The sequence below is a fragment of the Streptomyces thioluteus genome, assembly GCF_039535865.1.
The window spans coordinates 1-16,057 of the sequence record NZ_BAAAXZ010000036.1 but is presented as its reverse complement, the minus strand read 5'-3'; the positions used below and the strand labels follow the sequence as shown (position 1 = coordinate 16,057).

At 67.3% G+C, this 16,057-nt stretch carries 11 protein-coding genes, 1 tRNA gene and 3 pseudogenes; 13 read left to right on the top strand and 2 right to left on the bottom strand.

Annotation, left to right across the window (positions count from 1 at the left end):
- Nucleotides 1-94: 94 nt before the first annotated feature.
- Nucleotides 95-1,342: a pyridoxal phosphate-dependent aminotransferase gene (locus tag ABD794_RS04895; protein ID WP_344961057.1), complete on the bottom strand. Its 1,248-nt coding sequence runs from the start codon at nt 1,340-1,342 to the stop codon at nt 95-97.
- 218 nt (nt 1,343-1,560) lie between these two features.
- Here ABD794_RS04895 and ABD794_RS04890 point away from each other — a divergent pair.
- The 13 genes and pseudogenes from ABD794_RS04890 (at nt 1,561) to ABD794_RS04830 (ending at nt 14,928) form a co-directional block, all read left to right on the top strand.
- Nucleotides 1,561-1,633, top strand: a tRNA-Trp gene (locus ABD794_RS04890).
- Between the two features lie 103 nt (nt 1,634-1,736).
- On the top strand, nt 1,737-2,024 hold the full coding sequence (gene secE, locus ABD794_RS04885) for a preprotein translocase subunit SecE (RefSeq protein WP_344961056.1): 288 nt from the start codon (nt 1,737-1,739) through the stop codon (nt 2,022-2,024).
- Between the two features lie 98 nt (nt 2,025-2,122).
- Entirely contained in the window at nt 2,123-2,983 is an 861-nt protein-coding gene (nusG, locus tag ABD794_RS04880) for a transcription termination/antitermination protein NusG (protein ID WP_344961055.1), read from the top strand.
- Nucleotides 2,984-3,123: 140 nt separating this feature from the next.
- The gene (gene rplK / locus ABD794_RS04875) at nt 3,124-3,558 is read left to right on the top strand and encodes a 50S ribosomal protein L11 (RefSeq protein ID WP_128507227.1); all 435 of its coding nucleotides are present in this window, start codon (nt 3,124-3,126) and stop codon (nt 3,556-3,558) included.
- A 79-nt stretch (nt 3,559-3,637) separates the two neighbouring features.
- Complete coding sequence (gene rplA, locus ABD794_RS04870; protein ID WP_344961054.1) at nt 3,638-4,354, top strand: 50S ribosomal protein L1; 717 nt, start codon at nt 3,638-3,640, stop codon at nt 4,352-4,354.
- 146 nt (nt 4,355-4,500) lie between these two features.
- On the top strand, nt 4,501-5,451 hold the full coding sequence (locus ABD794_RS04865; protein ID WP_344961053.1) for an SCO4651 family lipoprotein: 951 nt from the start codon (nt 4,501-4,503) through the stop codon (nt 5,449-5,451).
- 282 nt (nt 5,452-5,733) lie between these two features.
- A complete protein-coding gene (rplJ, locus tag ABD794_RS04860; RefSeq protein WP_344961052.1) occupies nt 5,734-6,264 on the top strand; it encodes a 50S ribosomal protein L10 in 531 nt (176 codons plus the stop codon).
- Nucleotides 6,265-6,371: 107 nt separating this feature from the next.
- On the top strand, nt 6,372-6,758 hold the full coding sequence (gene rplL / locus ABD794_RS04855; RefSeq protein ID WP_344961051.1) for a 50S ribosomal protein L7/L12: 387 nt from the start codon (nt 6,372-6,374) through the stop codon (nt 6,756-6,758).
- A gap of 641 nt (nt 6,759-7,399) precedes the next feature.
- A pseudogene (gene rpoB, locus ABD794_RS04850) lies at nt 7,400-10,883 on the top strand (DNA-directed RNA polymerase subunit beta).
- A 124-nt stretch (nt 10,884-11,007) separates the two neighbouring features.
- Nucleotides 11,008-12,861 (top strand): hypothetical protein, encoded by a 1,854-nt coding sequence (locus ABD794_RS04845; protein WP_344961050.1) that lies wholly within the window; start codon nt 11,008-11,010, stop codon nt 12,859-12,861.
- Nucleotides 12,749-13,591 (top strand): annotated as a pseudogene (locus ABD794_RS04840) (DNA-directed RNA polymerase subunit beta'); the annotation flags it as partial. The gene ABD794_RS04845 and the pseudogene ABD794_RS04840, both read left to right, overlap by 113 nt.
- A gap of 61 nt (nt 13,592-13,652) precedes the next feature.
- Nucleotides 13,653-14,432: pseudogene (locus ABD794_RS18560) on the top strand (DNA-directed RNA polymerase subunit beta'); the annotation flags it as partial.
- 163 nt (nt 14,433-14,595) lie between these two features.
- The gene (locus ABD794_RS04830; protein WP_344961073.1) at nt 14,596-14,928 is read left to right on the top strand and encodes a hypothetical protein; all 333 of its coding nucleotides are present in this window, start codon (nt 14,596-14,598) and stop codon (nt 14,926-14,928) included.
- A 577-nt stretch (nt 14,929-15,505) separates the two neighbouring features.
- On the opposite strand, the gene ABD794_RS04820 is transcribed toward ABD794_RS04830, so the two are convergent.
- Nucleotides 15,506-15,730 carry a hypothetical protein gene (locus ABD794_RS04820; RefSeq protein ID WP_344961049.1) on the bottom strand — a complete coding sequence of 75 codons (225 nt, stop codon included), beginning with the start codon at nt 15,728-15,730 and terminating at the stop codon, nt 15,506-15,508.
- Nucleotides 15,731-16,057: the final 327 nt, after the last annotated feature.

Genomic DNA, 16,057 nt, shown 5'->3' with positions numbered 1-16,057 from the left:
GGAAGGCACTTTCTCCAAAGGGGGACCAAAGGGGGAAGGGCCACCCCCGGAATTCCGGGAGCGGCCCTTCAGCGAAGCGGCTGTGAAGCGGCCGTCAGTCCCGCGCCTCGGCGAGCAGCTTCTGGATCCGGGAGACGCCCTCGACCAGGTCCTCGTCGCCCAGCGCGTAGGACAGCCGCAGATAGCCCGGCGTGCCGAACGCCTCGCCCGGAACGACCGCGACCTCGGCCTCCTCCAGGATCAGCGCCGCCAGCTCCACCGACGTGGCCGGCCGCTTCCCGCGGATCTCCTTGCCGAGCAGCGCCTTGACCGAGGGGTACGCGTAGAACGCGCCCTCCGGCTCCGGGCAGAGGACGCCGTCGATCTCGTTGAGCATCTGGACGATCTTCCGCCGGCGGCGGTCGAAGGCGACCTTCATCTCCTCGACGGCCGTCAGGTCGCCGGACACGGCGGCCAGGGCGGCCCGCTGGGCCACGTTGCTGACGTTGGACGTGGCGTGCGACTGGAGGTTGGTCGCGGCCTTGACCACGTCCTGCGGGCCGACGATCCACCCCACGCGCCAGCCGGTCATGGCGTACGTCTTGGCGACGCCGTTGACGACGATGCACTTGTCGCGCAGCTCCGGCACCACGACCGGCAGCGACGAGAACTCGGCGTCGCCGTAGACCAGGTGCTCGTAGATCTCGTCGGTGAGCACCCACAGCCCGTGCTCCGCCGCCCAGCGGCCGATCTCCTCGACCTGGGCGCGCGTGTAGACGGCGCCGGTCGGGTTGGAGGGGGAGACGAAGAGCAGCACCTTGGTGCGCTCGGTGCGGGCGGCCTCCAGCTGCTCGACGGAGACCCGGTAGCCGGTGGTCTCGTCGGCGACGACCTCGACCGGGACGCCGCCCGCGAGGCGGATCGACTCGGGGTAGGTGGTCCAGTACGGGGCCGGGACGATGACCTCGTCGCCCGGGTCGAGGATCGTGGCGAAGGCCGAGTAGATGGCCTGCTTGCCGCCGTTGGTGACGAGCACCTGGGATGCCTCGACCTCGTAGCCGGAGTCGCGCAGCGTCTTCGCCGCGATGGCGGCCTTCAGCTCGGGGAGGCCGCCGGCCGGGGTGTAGCGGTGGTTCTTCGGGTCGCGGCACGCCTCGACGGCGGCCTCGACGATGTAGTCCGGGGTGGGGAAGTCCGGCTCGCCCGCGCCGAAGCCGATCACCGGACGCCCGGCGGCCTTGAGGGCCTTGGCCTTGGCGTCCACGGCGAGCGTCGCGGACTCGGAGATCGCCCCGATGCGGGTGGAGACCCGGCGGTCGGTGGGGGCCTGCGCGGCGGGGAAGGGAGCGGTGGCATCGGTCATGCAGGCATCGTCCCAGACCGGGGACGAACCGGGCGGCCGCGTTCCACGAAGCGGTCACGAAGCGGTACGGAGAGGCCGTTTCCGAAGGTCGCGGCAGTATCTGTTCGACGCGGAGGCGGGAAGCACGTACACTCATGCGTCGTTGGCCTCTCCACGGCGAATCCGCACCGGGCACACCGTGCTCCCGGACGGATGCGGTAGGTTGGGGGGAACCACAAAGGGTCGTAGCTCAATTGGTAGAGCACTGGTCTCCAAAACCAGCGGTTGGGGGTTCAAGTCCCTTCGGCCCTGCTACACGCATCGTCACTGAGGTGCGTGCGTACGCAGCTGTTGCACCGCCGTGCGGCTCAACCGGGCGCGGCACGGCCACGACCCGGATTCAGGTGAGGACGTAGTGACGGAAGCCCTGGGCTCCACCGCGACGCCTGAAAGCGGTCGTCCCGAGGACGAGGTCGCCGTCAAGAAGCGCCGTGGCGGCAAGCGCGGCAAGAAGGGCCCGCTGGGCCGTCTCGCGCTTTTCTACCGCCAGGTCGTGGCGGAGCTCCGCAAGGTCGTCTGGCCCTCTCGCGGCCAGCTCTCGACGTACACCACCGTGGTGATCGTCTTCGTCGTCATCGTCATTGGTCTCGTGACCGTGATTGACTATGGGTTCAGCAACGCCGTCAAGTACGTCTTCGGCTGAGCCCGTCCGCGCGCAGGGCGGTTCGTTTCCGGGAGGTACTTCCGGAGAGCCGCCTTTTTGCACGTTCCACCTCTTGAAGACCAGGAAGAAGCAGCCACGTGTCTGACCCGAACCTGAACCCCGACGCCATCGAGCCCGTCGAGGCGGCAGAGGCCGACGTGGACGCGGCTGTCTCGGCCGAGGTCGAGGGTGACGCTGCGGCCGCTGAGCAGGAGCCGGCCGAGGCCGCCGAGAGCGTCGACGAGGAGGCCCCGGCCGAGGCCGAGGAGTCCGCCGAAGCCGTCGAGGCCGCGGAGGCCGTCGTCGAGGCCGCAGAGGCCGTCGAGGAAGAGGCCCCCGCCGCCGACCCGGTCGCCGCGCTCCGCGACGAGCTGCGCGGGCTGCCCGGCGAGTGGTACGTCATCCACACCTACGCGGGCTACGAGAACCGCGTGAAGACCAACCTCGAGCAGCGCGCCGTCTCGCTGAACGTCGAGGACTACATCTTCCAGGCCGAGGTGCCGCAGGAAGAGGTCGTCCAGATCAAGAACGGCGACCGCCGCACCGTCCGCCAGAACAAGCTCCCCGGCTACGTGCTGGTGCGCATGGACCTGACGAACGAGTCCTGGGGCGTCGTCCGCAACACCCCGGGCGTCACCGGCTTCGTGGGCAACGCCTACGACCCGTACCCGCTGACCCTGGACGAGATCGTCAAGATGCTCGCCCCGGAGGCCGAGGCGAAGGCCGCCAAGGAGGCCGCCGAGGCCGAGGGCCGCCCGGCCCCGAGCCGCAAGGTCGAGGTCCAGGTGCTGGACTTCGAGGTCGGCGACTCGGTCACCGTCACCGACGGCCCGTTCGCCACCCTCCAGGCCACGATCAACGAGATCAACGCCGACTCGAAGAAGGTCAAGGGCCTCGTCGAGATCTTCGGCCGCGAGACCCCGGTCGAGCTGAGCTTCGACCAGATCCAGAAGAACTAGCCCCACGCTTCCGAGAGGCCAGACCATGCGGTCTGGCCTCTCGGTTTTTGGTCCGGCCGCGTTACCCGTTATCGTGGTGCGGTATGCCTGCGAGCAGTGTGTCGTGGGCAAAAAACTCTCACTAGGACCCGGAGAGAGCAATGCCTCCCAAGAAGAAGAAGGTCACGGGGCTTATCAAGCTCCAGATCAGCGCCGGTGCCGCGAACCCGGCTCCGCCGGTCGGCCCCGCGCTGGGCCAGCACGGCGTCAACATCATGGAGTTCTGCAAGGCCTACAACGCCGCGACCGAGTCGCAGCGTGGCATGGTCGTGCCGGTGGAGATCACGGTCTACGAGGACCGTTCCTTCACCTTCGTCACGAAGACTCCGCCGGCCGCGAAGCTGATCCTGAAGGCCGCGGGCGTGGAGAAGGGCTCCGGCGAGCCGCACAAGACCAAGGTCGCCAAGATCACCGAGGCGCAGGTCCGCGAGATCGCCACCACCAAGATGCCCGACCTGAACGCCAACGACCTGGACGCCGCGTCCAAGATCATCGCTGGCACCGCCCGTTCCATGGGCATCACGGTCGAGGGCTGATCCCCAGCCTTCAGGCACCACCCCCGTGGAAGGGCCGGCGCTGGCCCGGACCACGACTCCATAGCACTGAGGAGAAGCAGTGAAGCGCAGCAAGACTCTCCGCGCTGCGGACGCCAAGGTCGACGCGGAGCGCCTGTACGCCCCGCTCGAGGCCGTCCGTCTCGCCAAGGAGACCTCCGCCACCAAGTTCGACGCGACCGTCGAGGTTGCCTTCCGCCTGGGCGTCGACCCGCGCAAGGCCGACCAGATGGTCCGCGGCACCGTGAACCTTCCGCACGGCACCGGTAAGACCGCCCGGGTCCTGGTCTTCGCGACCGGTGACCGTGCCGAGGCCGCGCGTGCCGCCGGCGCCGACATCGTCGGTGCGGACGAGCTCATCGACGAGGTCGCCAAGGGCCGCCTGGACTTCGACGCCGTCGTCGCCACCCCGGACCTCATGGGCAAGGTCGGCCGCCTCGGCCGCGTGCTCGGTCCCCGTGGTCTGATGCCGAACCCGAAGACCGGCACCGTCACCCCGGACACGGCCAAGGCCGTGACCGACATCAAGGGCGGCAAGATCGAGTTCCGCGTCGACAAGCACTCGAACCTGCACTTCATCATCGGCAAGGTTTCGTTCGATGACGCGAAGCTGGTCGAGAACTACGCCGCGGCGCTGGAGGAGATCCTCCGTCTGAAGCCGTCCGCCGCGAAGGGCCGCTACATCAAGAAGGCGACCCTGACCACCACCATGGGCCCCGGCATCGCGCTGGACTCCAACCGCACCCGCAACCTGCTGGTCGAGGACGAGACCGTCTGAGACAGCTCGCGCGGCGCGTGAACCAAGGGGCCGGCCCCTGCACCTTCCCGGTGCGGGGGCCGGCCCTTTTTTGCTGTCCTCCTGTCGGACCGCTGGGTTATCGTTCGGGCGAACGTAAAGGCAAAGCAATATCCAAAGGTGGGGACATGTCCAGCAAGTCCACGGTCCGTCGCGTCGGTATTTCGCTTTCCGCGGCCGCGATTCTCGTCGGCGCCGTCGCGTGCGACTCCGACGACAAGAAGGACGACAAGAAGAGCGACAAGAGCGCCTCCCAGGGCGCTGCCAAGTCCTCGGACGACCGCAGCCCCGTCCAGGCCCTCCAGGCGGCCTACAAGAAGACCAGCGCCGTGAAGTCGGCCAAGGTGCACATGACCACGTCCGCGACCGGCACCACGCCGTCGGAGAGCGGCGAGATGGTCATGGACGGCGTCATGGCCTGGAACCCGACCGCCGCGGACCTGACGATGACCGGCGGGCCGTCCATGGGCGGCGGCTCCGGCAAGACGCGCATGATCATGCTGGACAGCGCGATGTACATGCAGATGCCGGCCGAGTCCATGAAGGACGCCCCCGCCGAGCTGCGCTCCAAGAAGTGGATGAAGATCGACCTCAAGGACGCGCCCACCGCGGAGCTGCAGAAGCAGATGACCGCGAAGATGGACAACGCCAACCAGGACCCGGCCAAGCAGATGGCCGCCCTGCTGGACTCCCCGAGCCTCAAGCGCGTCGGCGAGGAGACCGTCAACGGCGTCAAGGCCCAGCATTACAAGGGGACGCTGACTCTCGACGAAATGCTCAAGGGCAAGGAGTCGGCCAAGGTCATGGACGCCAAGGAGCGCGAAAAGCTCCTGGAGAACGCCAAGAAGGCCGGCATCAAGGGTTACGACACCGAATTCTGGGTCAATGGCGAGGACCTTCCGGTGAAAATGATCATGGGAATGGACACCGCCCAGGGCAAGGTGAAGATCAACATCGATTACACCGACTACGGCACCAAGGCCGACGTCAAGGCGCCGCCGGCCGACGAGACCGCCGACTTCGCCCAGATGATGAAGGACCTGGCGAAGAGCATCGAGGACGCCAAGAAGCAGTCCTGACCCGATTTGCCACGGCGCGGGTCGTTCACCTACTGTGTTCCGGAAGCCAAAGACCGCTGGTCGTTGCTGCGCCTTCGCTCGAAGGTGTGGTGGCCGAAGGATCCGCTAGCTGCGGGCGACCTGCGCAGGTGACTGTGGTTGAACTCCCACTGGGACGACTGGATGCCAGCCGTTCATTGTGGTCGAGTCACGCCCCGAGCGCCCGCGCCGGGGCGTTTCGTTTTGCCCAGGTCCCTTCTCGCGCCTATGCGGTCCTATTCACCCGGAAGGAGGCCGAGGCTCATGGCGAGGCCCGACAAGTCCGCCGCGGTTGCCGAGCTGACGGACAAGTTCCGCAGCTCCAACGCCGCCGTGCTGACTGAGTACCGCGGTCTCACCGTGGCGCAGCTCAAGACGCTGCGTCGTTCGCTCGGTGAGAACGCCCAGTACGCCGTGGTGAAGAACACGCTGACCAAGATCGCGGCCGGTGAGGCCGGGATCACGCTGGCGGACGAGCTTTTCGCTGGTCCGACCGCCGTCGCCTTCGTCACCGGTGACCCGGTGGAGTCGGCGAAGGGTCTGCGTGACTTCGCCAAGGAAAACCCGAATCTCATCATCAAGGGCGGTGTCCTTGATGGCAAGGCGATGTCCGCCGATGAGATCAAGAAGCTTGCGGACCTCGAGTCCCGCGAGGTTCTGCTCAGCAAGCTGGCCGGTGCCATGAAGGGCAAGCAGTCGCAGGCTGCCTCGCTCTTCCAGGCGCTGCCGACGAAGCTCGTCCGCACCGCGGACGCGCTGCGCGCCAAGCTCGCCGAGCAGGGCGGTGCCGAGTAATTCGGCTCGCGCATTGACCGGTGCCACCCGGCACCGGTCGCAGCGGGCCGTCCGCCCGCCGACATGTACATCCCGGCACCTGCCGATTTAGTGGAAGGACCGCCATCATGGCGAAGCTGACCAAGGACGAGCTGCTCGCGCAGTTCGAGGAGATGACCCTCATCGAGCTGGCCGAGTTCGTCTCCGCCTTCGAGGAGAAGTTCGACGTCACCGCCGCCGCTGCCGCGCCGGTCGTCGTTGCCGGCGGTGCCGCCGGTGGCGCCGCCGAGGCCGCTGAGGAGAAGGACGAGTTCGACGTCATCCTCACCGCCGCCGGTGACAAGAAGATCCAGGTCATCAAGGTCGTGCGTGAGCTGACCTCCCTGGGTCTGAAGGAGGCCAAGGACCTCGTCGACGGCACCCCGAAGCCGGTCCTCGAGAAGGTCGCCAAGGACGCCGCGGAGAAGGCCGCCGAGGCCCTCAAGGGCGCCGGCGCCTCCGTCGAGGTCAAGTGACCTCACGGGGCCTGAAGGCTCCCGTCTGACTCGTCAGACCAACGAAGGGCGATCACCCATGCGGGTGGTCGCCCTTCGGCGTACCCGGGACGGCTGCACGCAGCCGCCTCCGGGGCGAGTATGGTGATCTTTGTTCCGCCCCGCCGCAGGGGCCCGGAGCGGCGCGCGGAGCGGCCGCTGGCGGGCCGCCCGGGGGCCGGAGGGCCTTGACGAACGGCACGTCGCGCGCAATTCTCAGGACGCAGTGACTCGCAGGACCTCGACCACCGCCTTCGGTTCACCGTCCGAGGCATGGAACGACGGCGGAGAGGGAAGTATCGTCGTGCGCTTCCGGCACCAGGCGGTTGCCGGGCGGAGCCGGGCGGCCTCGGTCGCGTCCGGCGAGTACGGCGAGGACAACAGGATCCCGGAGGGAGAGATTGGTATCGCACCGGTCTCGGGACATCCGCTCTGGACATCAGTGGGCCAAGTGGCTACACTGACCCTTTGCGCTGCCTGTTAGCTGCTCCCTGCCCGTCACCAGGGGCATGCCCACTGCCGAGCACTGCTGATGGAAACCCTCTGACCTGGGATTTCTTATCGAAGCACGGCGTGGGACCGGTACGCGCGTAGTGAGTCCGAGCCCTCGGAAGGACCCCCTCTTGGCCGCCTCGCGCAACGCCTCGACCGCCAATACGAACAACGGCGCCAGCACTGCCCCGCTGCGCATCTCATTTGCGAAGATCAAGGAGCCTCTCGAGGTTCCGAACCTCCTTGCGCTGCAGACCGAGAGCTTCGACTGGCTGCTCGGCAATGCCGCCTGGAAGGCTCGCGTCGAGGCTGCGCTGGAGTCTGGTCAGGACGTCCCCACCAAGTCCGGTCTGGAGGAGATCTTCGAGGAGATCTCCCCGATCGAGGACTTCTCCGGGTCGATGTCGCTGACCTTCCGTGACCACCGCTTCGAGCCCCCGAAGAACTCGATCGACGAGTGCAAGGAGCGCGACTTCACGTACGCGGCCCCGCTCTTCGTCACCGCCGAGTTCACCAACAACGAGACCGGCGAGATCAAGTCCCAGACGGTCTTCATGGGCGACTTCCCGCTCATGACGCCGAAGGGCACCTTCTGCATCAACGGCACCGAGCGTGTCGTCGTCTCGCAGCTGGTCCGTTCGCCGGGTGTCTACTTCGACTCCTCCATCGACAAGACGTCCGACAAGGACATCTTCACGGCCAAGATCATCCCGTCCCGGGGTGCCTGGCTGGAGATGGAGGTCGACAAGCGCGACATGGTCGGCGTCCGCATCGACCGCAAGCGCAAGCAGTCCGTCACCGTCCTCCTGAAGGCTCTCGGCTGGACCACCGAGCAGATCCTCGAGGAGTTCGGCGAGTACGAGTCCATGCGCGCCACCCTGGAGAAGGACCACACCCAGGGCCAGGACGACGCGCTGCTCGACATCTACCGCAAGCTGCGCCCGGGCGAGCCGCCGACGCGTGAGGCCGCGCAGACGCTGCTCGAGAACCTCTACTTCAACCCCAAGCGCTACGACCTGGCGAAGGTCGGCCGCTACAAGGTCAACAAGAAGCTGGGCGCGGACGCCCCGCTCGACGCCGGTGTGCTCACCGTCGACGACGTCATCGCGACGATCAAGTACCTGGTGAAGCTGCACGCCGGCGAGCAGGACACGGTCGGCGAGAACGGCACCTCGATCGTCGTCGAGACCGACGACATCGACCACTTCGGCAACCGTCGTCTGCGCAACGTCGGCGAGCTCATCCAGAACCAGGTCCGCACGGGTCTGGCTCGTATGGAGCGCGTCGTGCGCGAGCGCATGACCACGCAGGACGTCGAGGCGATCACGCCGCAGACCCTGATCAACATCCGGCCGGTCGTCGCCTCCATCAAGGAGTTCTTCGGCACCAGCCAGCTGTCCCAGTTCATGGACCAGACCAACCCGCTGTCGGGTCTGACCCACAAGCGCCGTCTGTCGGCGCTGGGTCCGGGCGGTCTCTCCCGTGAGCGGGCCGGCTTCGAGGTCCGAGACGTCCACCCGTCGCACTACGGCCGCATGTGCCCGATCGAGACGCCCGAAGGCCCGAACATCGGTCTGATCGGCTCGCTCGCCTCCTACGGCCGGGTCAACGCGTTCGGTTTCGTCGAGACCCCGTACCGCAAGGTCGTCGACGGTGTCGTCACCGACGAGGTCGACTACCTGACCGCCGACGAGGAAGACCGCTTCGTCATCGCCCAGGCGAACGCGCCCCTCACCGAGGACATGCGCTACGCCGAGTCCCGCGTGCTGGTCCGCCGCCGTGGCGGCGAGATCGACTACATCGCCGGCGACGACGTCGACTACATGGACGTCTCCCCGCGCCAGATGGTGTCGGTCGCGACCGCCATGATCCCGTTCCTCGAGCACGACGACGCCAACCGTGCGCTCATGGGATCGAACATGATGCGCCAGGCCGTTCCGCTGATCAAGGCGGAGGCGCCGCTGGTCGGCACCGGTATGGAGTACCGCTGCGCGGTCGACGCCGGCGACGTCATCAAGGCCGAGAAGGACGGCGTGGTCCAGGAGATCTCCGCGGACTACGTCACCGTCGCCAACGACGACGGCACCTACAACACCTACCGGGTCGCCAAGTTCTCCCGCTCGAACCAGGGCACGTCCTTCAACCAGAAGGTCGTCGTGGACGAGGGCGCCCGTGTCGTGGCCGGCCAGGTGCTCGCCGACGGCCCGTCCACCGAGAACGGTGAGATGGCGCTCGGCAAGAACCTGCTCGTGGCGTTCATGCCGTGGGAGGGTCACAACTACGAGGACGCGATCATCCTGTCGCAGCGCCTCGTCCAGGACGACGTCCTCTCCTCGATCCACATCGAGGAGCACGAGGTCGACGCCCGTGACACCAAGCTGGGCCCCGAGGAGATCACCCGGGACATCCCGAACGTCTCCGAGGAGGTCCTCTCTGACCTCGACGAGCGCGGCATCATCCGCATCGGTGCCGAGGTCATCGGCGGCGACATCCTCGTCGGCAAGGTCACCCCCGAAGGGTGAGACCGAGCTGACCCCCGAGGAGCGCCTGCTCCGCGCGATCTTCGGCGAGAAGGCGCGTGAGGTCCGTGACACCTCGCTCAAGGTGCCGCACGGCGAGATCGGCAAGGTCATCGGCGTCCGCGTCTTCGACCGCGAGGAGGGCGACGAGCTTCCCCCGGGCGTGAACCAGCTGGTCCGCGTCTACGTCGCCCAGAAGCGCAAGATCACCGATGGTGACAAGCTCGCCGGCCGTCACGGCAACAAGGGCGTCATCTCCAAGATCCTGCCGGTCGAGGACATGCCGTTCCTGGAGGACGGCACCCCGGTCGACATCATCCTCAACCCGCTGGGTGTCCCGTCCCGAATGAACCCGGGACAGGTCCTCGAGATCCACCTCGGCTGGCTCGCCAGCCAGGGCTGGAACGTCGAGGGCAGCGAGGAGTGGATGAAGCGCCTCCAGGCGATCGGCGCCGACGAGGTCGCGCCGGGCACCAACGTCGCGACCCCGGTCTTCGACGGTGCCCGCGAGGACGAGATCGCCGGTCTCTTCGAGTCCACGATCCCCAACCGCGACGGCGAGCGCATGGTGCTCCCGTCCGGCAAGGCCCGGATGTTCGACGGCCGCTCCGGCGAGCCGTTCCCGGACCCGATCTCGGTCGGGTACATGTACATCCTCAAGCTCCACCACCTGGTCGACGACAAGCTGCACGCCCGTTCGACCGGTCCGTACTCCATGATCACCCAGCAGCCGCTGGGTGGTAAGGCTCAGTTCGGTGGCCAGCGCTTCGGTGAGATGGAGGTGTGGGCGCTGGAGGCTTACGGCGCCGCGTACGCCCTCCAGGAGCTGCTGACCATCAAGTCCGACGACGTCACCGGCCGAGTGAAGGTCTACGAGGCGATCGTCAAGGGCGAGAACATCCCCGAGCCCGGCATCCCCGAGTCCTTCAAGGTGCTCATCAAGGAGATGCAGTCCCTCTGCCTCAACGTGGAGGTGCTGTCCTCGGACGGCATGTCCATCGAGATGCGGGACACCGACGAGGACGTCTTCCGCGCGGCGGAGGAGCTCGGTATCGACCTGTCCCGGCGCGAGCCGAGCAGCGTCGAAGAGGTCTGACGGGTCTGACGGGGGCTTCCGCCCGGAAGCCCCCGTCGTCCCCGGACCCCCAGACCACTGATGTAGAGCCCATACCTCGCTGACGCGAGAGGGCACGAACCCTGAAAGAGGGATTGACGACAAAGTGCTCGACGTCAACTTCTTCGACGAGCTGCGGATCGGCCTGGCGACCGCGGACGACATCCGAACCTGGTCCCACGGCGAGGTCAAGAAGCCGGAGACCATCAACTACCGCACCCTGAAGCCGGAAAAGGACGGGCTCTTCTGCGAGAAGATCTTCGGCCCCACCCGGGACTGGGAGTGCTACTGCGGCAAGTACAAGCGTGTCCGCTTCAAGGGCATCATCTGTGAGCGCTGTGGCGTCGAGGTCACTCGCGCCAAGGTGCGCCGTGAGCGGATGGGCCACATCGAGCTCGCCGCCCCCGTCACCCACATCTGGTACTTCAAGGGCGTCCCGTCGCGCCTGGGCTACCTGCTGGACCTGGCCCCGAAGGACCTCGAGAAGGTCATCTACTTCGCCGCCTACATGATCACGTGGGTGGACGAGGAGCGCCGTACGCGCGATCTGCCGTCGCTGGAGGCCCACGTCTCCGTCGAGCGCCAGCAGATCGAGCAGCGCCGCGACGCCGACCTCGAGGCCCGTGCCAAGAAGCTCGAGTCCGACCTGGCCGAGCTGGAGGCCGAGGGCGCCAAGGCCGACGTGCGCCGCAAGGTGCGCGAGGGCGCCGAGCGCGAGATGAAGCAGCTGCGCGACCGTGCGCAGCGCGAGATCGACCGTCTCGACGAGGTCTGGAACCGCTTCAAGAACCTCAAGGTCCAGGACCTCGAGGGCGACGAGCTGCTCTACCGCGAGCTGCGCGACCGCTTCGGCACCTACTTCATGGGTGCGATGGGCGCCGCCGCGCTGCAGAAGCGCCTGGAGTCCTTCGACCTCGACGAGGAGGCCGAGCGCCTCCGCGAGATCATCCGCACCGGCAAGGGCCAGAAGAAGACCCGTGCGCTCAAGCGCCTCAAGGTCGTCTCCGCCTTCCTGCAGACCCGCAACAGCCCTAGCGGCATGGTGCTGGACTGCATCCCGGTCATCCCGCCGGACCTGCGTCCGATGGTGCAGCTGGACGGTGGCCGCTTCGCGACCTCCGACCTGAACGACCTGTACCGCCGCGTCATCAACCGCAACAACCGCCTCAAGCGACTCCTTGACCTCGGTGCCCCCGAGATCATCGTGAACAACGAGAAGCGCATGCTTCAGGAGGCCGTCGACGCGCTCTTCGACAACGGCCGTCGTGGTCGCCCGGTCACGGGCCCCGGCAACCGTCCGCTGAAGTCGCTGTCCGACATGCTCAAGGGCAAGCAGGGTCGCTTCCGTCAGAACCTGCTCGGCAAGCGAGTCGACTACTCGGCCCGTTCCGTCATCGTCGTCGGCCCGCAGCTGAAGCTGCACCAGTGCGGTCTGCCCAAGGCCATGGCGCTGGAGCTCTTCAAGCCGTTCGTGATGAAGCGCCTGGTCGACCTGAACCACGCGCAGAACATCAAGAGCGCCAAGCGCATGGTCGAGCGCGGCCGCACGGTCGTGTACGACGTGCTGGAAGAGGTCATCGCGGAGCACCCGGTTCTGCTGAACCGTGCGCCCACGCTGCACCGCCTCGGCATCCAGGCCTTCGAGCCGCAGCTGGTCGAGGGCAAGGCCATCCAGATCCACCCGCTCGTCTGCACCGCGTTCAACGCGGACTTCGACGGTGACCAGATGGCCGTGCCACCTGCCGCTCTCCGCGGAGGCGCAGGCCGAGGCCCGCATCCTGATGCTGTCCTCGAACAACATCCTCAAGCCGGCCGACGGCCGTCCGGTCACCATGCCGACCCAGGACATGGTGCTCGGTCTGTTCTTCCTCACCACCGACGAGGAGGAGCGCAAGGTCATCGGCGAGGGCCGGTCCTTCGCGTCCGTCGCCGAGGCGATCATGGCGTTCGACGCCCGTGAGCTCTCGCTCCAGGCGAAGGTCGACATTCCGCTTTCCCGATCGGTACCGTCCCGCCGCGTGGCTGGACCCCCGCCGGTCGCGGAGGAGGGCGAGCCGGAGTGGCAGACGGGCGACTCGTTCCGCCTGCACACCACGCTGGGCCGCGCGCTCTTCAACGAGCTGCTGCCCGAGGACTACCCGTTCGTCGACTACTCGGTGGGCAAGAAGCAGCTCTCCGAGATCGTCAACGACCTGGCCGAGCGCTACCCCAAGGTCATCGTGGCGGCGAACGCTCGACAACCTGAAGGCGGCCGGCTTCCACTGGGGCGACCCCGTTCCGTGCGTCACCGTGGCCATCTCCGACGTCGTGGTCCCCGAGGCAAGAAGGAGATCGTCAAGGGTTACGAGGCCCAGGACGAGAAGGTCCAGAAGCAGTATCGAGCGCGGTCTGATCACCAAGGACGAGCGCACGCAGGAGCTCATCGCGATCTGGACCAAGGCGACCAACGAGGTCGCCGAGGCGATGAACGCGACACTTCCCCAAGACGAACCCCCATCTTCATGATGGTTGACTCGGGTGCCCGAGGAAACATGATGCAGATGCGGCAGATCGCCGGTATGCGTGGTCTGGTGTCGAACGCGAAGAACGAGACCATCCCGCGTCCGATTAAGGCCTCGTTCCGCGAGGGTCTGTCCGTGCTGGAGTACTTCATCTCCACCCACGGTGCCCGTAAGGGTCTCGCGGACACCGCCCTCCGTACCGCCGACTCGGGTTACCTGACTCGTCGTCTGGTGGATCGTCTCCCAGGACGTGATCATCCGCGAGGAGGACTGCGGCACCGACCGTGGCCTCAAGCGTGGCGATCGCGGTCCGCGGCGAGGACGGCGTGCTGCGCAAGGCCGACGACGTCGAGACGTCGGTGTACGCCCGCATGCTGGCCGAGGACGTCGTCGTCGACGGCAAGGTCATCGCGCCGGCCAAACGTCGACCTCGGTGACGTGCTCATCGACCAGCTCGTCGCCCACGGCGTCGAGACGGTCAAGACCCGCTCGGTCCTCACCTGTGAGTCCGCGGTCGGCACCTGTGCCTACTGCTACGGCCGCCTCGCTGGCGACCGGCAAGCTGGTGGACATCGGCGAGGCGGCGGGCATCATCGCCGCCCAGTCGATCGGTGAGCCCGGTACCCAGCTGACGATGCGTACCTTCCACACCGGTGGTGTGGCCGGTGACGACATCACCCAGGGTCTGCCCCGTGTCGTCGAGCTCTTCGAGGCCCGTACGCCGAAGGGTGTCGCCCCGATCTCCGAGGCCGCCGGCACGCGTCCGGATCGAGGAGACCGAGAAGACCCAAGAAGATCGTCGTCACCCCGGACGACGGCAGCGACGAGACGGCGTTTCCCGATCTCGAAGCGTGCCCGTCTGCTAGTGGGCGAGGGCGACCACGTCGAGGTGGGCCAGAAGCTCACCGTGGGTGCCACCAACCCGCACGACGTGCTCCGGATCCTCGGTCAGCGCGCGGTCCAGGTCCACTTGGTCGGCGAGGTCCAGAAGGTCTACAACTCGCAGGGCGTGTCGATCCACGACAAGCACATCGAGATCATCATCCGGCAGATGCTCCGCCGCGTGACGATCATCGAGTCCGGCGACGCCGAGCTGCTCCCGGGCGAGCTCGTCGAGCGCTCGCGGCTTCGAGGCGGAGAACCGTCGTGTGGTCCAGGAAGGCGGCCACCCGGCCTCCGGCCGTCCGCAGCTGATGGGTATCACCAAGGCGTCGCTGGCGACCGAGTCGTGGCTGTCGGCCGCGTCCCTTCCAGGAGACGACCCGAGTGCGCTGACGGACGCGGCGATCAACGCCAAGTCCGACTCGCTCATCGGTCTCAAGGAGAACGTGATCATCGGTAAGCTCATCCCGGCCGGTACGGGTCTGTCCCGTTACCGGAACATCCGGGTCGAGCCGACCGAGGAGGCGAAGGCCGCGATGTACTCGGCCGTCGGTTACGACGACATCGACTACTCGCCTTCGGGACGGGGTCCGGCCAGGCGGTTCCGCTGGAGGACTACGACTACGGGCGCGTACAACCAGTAAGCGGTTGGGCTCTTTGCAGGGCGGTCATCCGGGTTCCGGGGTGGCCGCCCTGCGGCGTTGTGTGTGGGGGGTGTCTTGCCACCTGGCCCGCCCTTTCACCGTTTCTTCCGGGGCAGGCCCCGGGGCCCGGCACCGCGCTCCGCGCGGTGGGCGGGGCTTCGCCCCTGCACCCCGGCGGGGGCTTCGCCCCTGCACCCCGCAACCGCGCTTCGCGCGGTTGTCCTCAAGCGCCGGACGGGCTATTCAGCCCGTCCGGCGCTTGAGGACGAACGCGGGCGCAGCCGCGTTGCCCCGCGCGGGGTGCGAAAGGCCCGGGCGCGAGCCCTAGCGTGCCGTCAGTTGGAGGAGCGAGATGACACAGGCCCGCCAGGGCCGTCAGGGCGGCGATGCTGGCCAGGGGCCAGCGTGTCCGCTCCAGGGCGTCCAACCGCTCCTCGTGGTCCGCCAGTTGGCGATCCGTCTGGTCGCTCCGCTGTACGAGGAGCGCCAGCGAACCGTCCACCCGGGAACCCGGCCTCCATCGTCCCCCGCAGCCGCTCCAGTTCGACGGCCACGTCGGTCGATGGCGTGAACTGACTCACGGGCGCCCCCGGTTGTCCGTACGGAGCCAGCCCGGCAGCAGGTTCTGCACGGCGGGCAGGGCCATGACGCGTGCCAGCCCGCCGGCCACGGCCAGGGCCCCGGCGGCCCAGGGGAGGGACGCCGGGATGCCGGACGCCTCGACGATCGCGGGGAGCGCGACCGCGAGGGCGACGGCGGTCTGGAGGATGGTGCGCAGGGTGCGCTTCGTCTCGTCGGTCATGAGCGTGGCACCTTCAGTGCGTCCCAGCTCGTACGGCCGGGCAGGCCGTCGGCGTCGGAGCCGGTGAAGCCGAGCTTGCGCTGCCACAGGCGGTAGGAATTGCGGTCGGCGGCGTCCAGCGGGGGCCGGGGTCTGCCTGCTGTCCGCTCGCTTTTTAGTGAGAGTAATTGCTTTTTTGATTTCACTCTTTGCTTGCTTTGTGCTGCTATCCTCTCGCCTGTTCATACGACGCTGTTGGTCAGTCTCTCTTCTAGCTAATAATTCTTGCTGATGCCGTCTCTCTTGACGCCTCCTCCTGCCTCTGTCCGTTGTTTGTGGTGTGCCGTT

Coding starts and splice junctions, on each gene's coding strand:
- rplJ (WP_344961052.1), top strand. CDS start 5,734: ATGGCGAGGCCCGACAAGTCCGCCGCGGTTGCCGAGCTGACGGACAAG.
- ABD794_RS04865 (WP_344961053.1), top strand. CDS start 4,501: ATGTCCAGCAAGTCCACGGTCCGTCGCGTCGGTATTTCGCTTTCCGCG.
- ABD794_RS04820 (WP_344961049.1), bottom strand. CDS start 15,730: ATGACCGACGAGACGAAGCGCACCCTGCGCACCATCCTCCAGACCGCC.
- ABD794_RS04895 (WP_344961057.1), bottom strand. CDS start 1,342: ATGACCGATGCCACCGCTCCCTTCCCCGCCGCGCAGGCCCCCACCGAC.
- ABD794_RS04830 (WP_344961073.1), top strand. CDS start 14,596: ATGGGTATCACCAAGGCGTCGCTGGCGACCGAGTCGTGGCTGTCGGCC.
- rplK (WP_128507227.1), top strand. CDS start 3,124: ATGCCTCCCAAGAAGAAGAAGGTCACGGGGCTTATCAAGCTCCAGATC.
- rplL (WP_344961051.1), top strand. CDS start 6,372: ATGGCGAAGCTGACCAAGGACGAGCTGCTCGCGCAGTTCGAGGAGATG.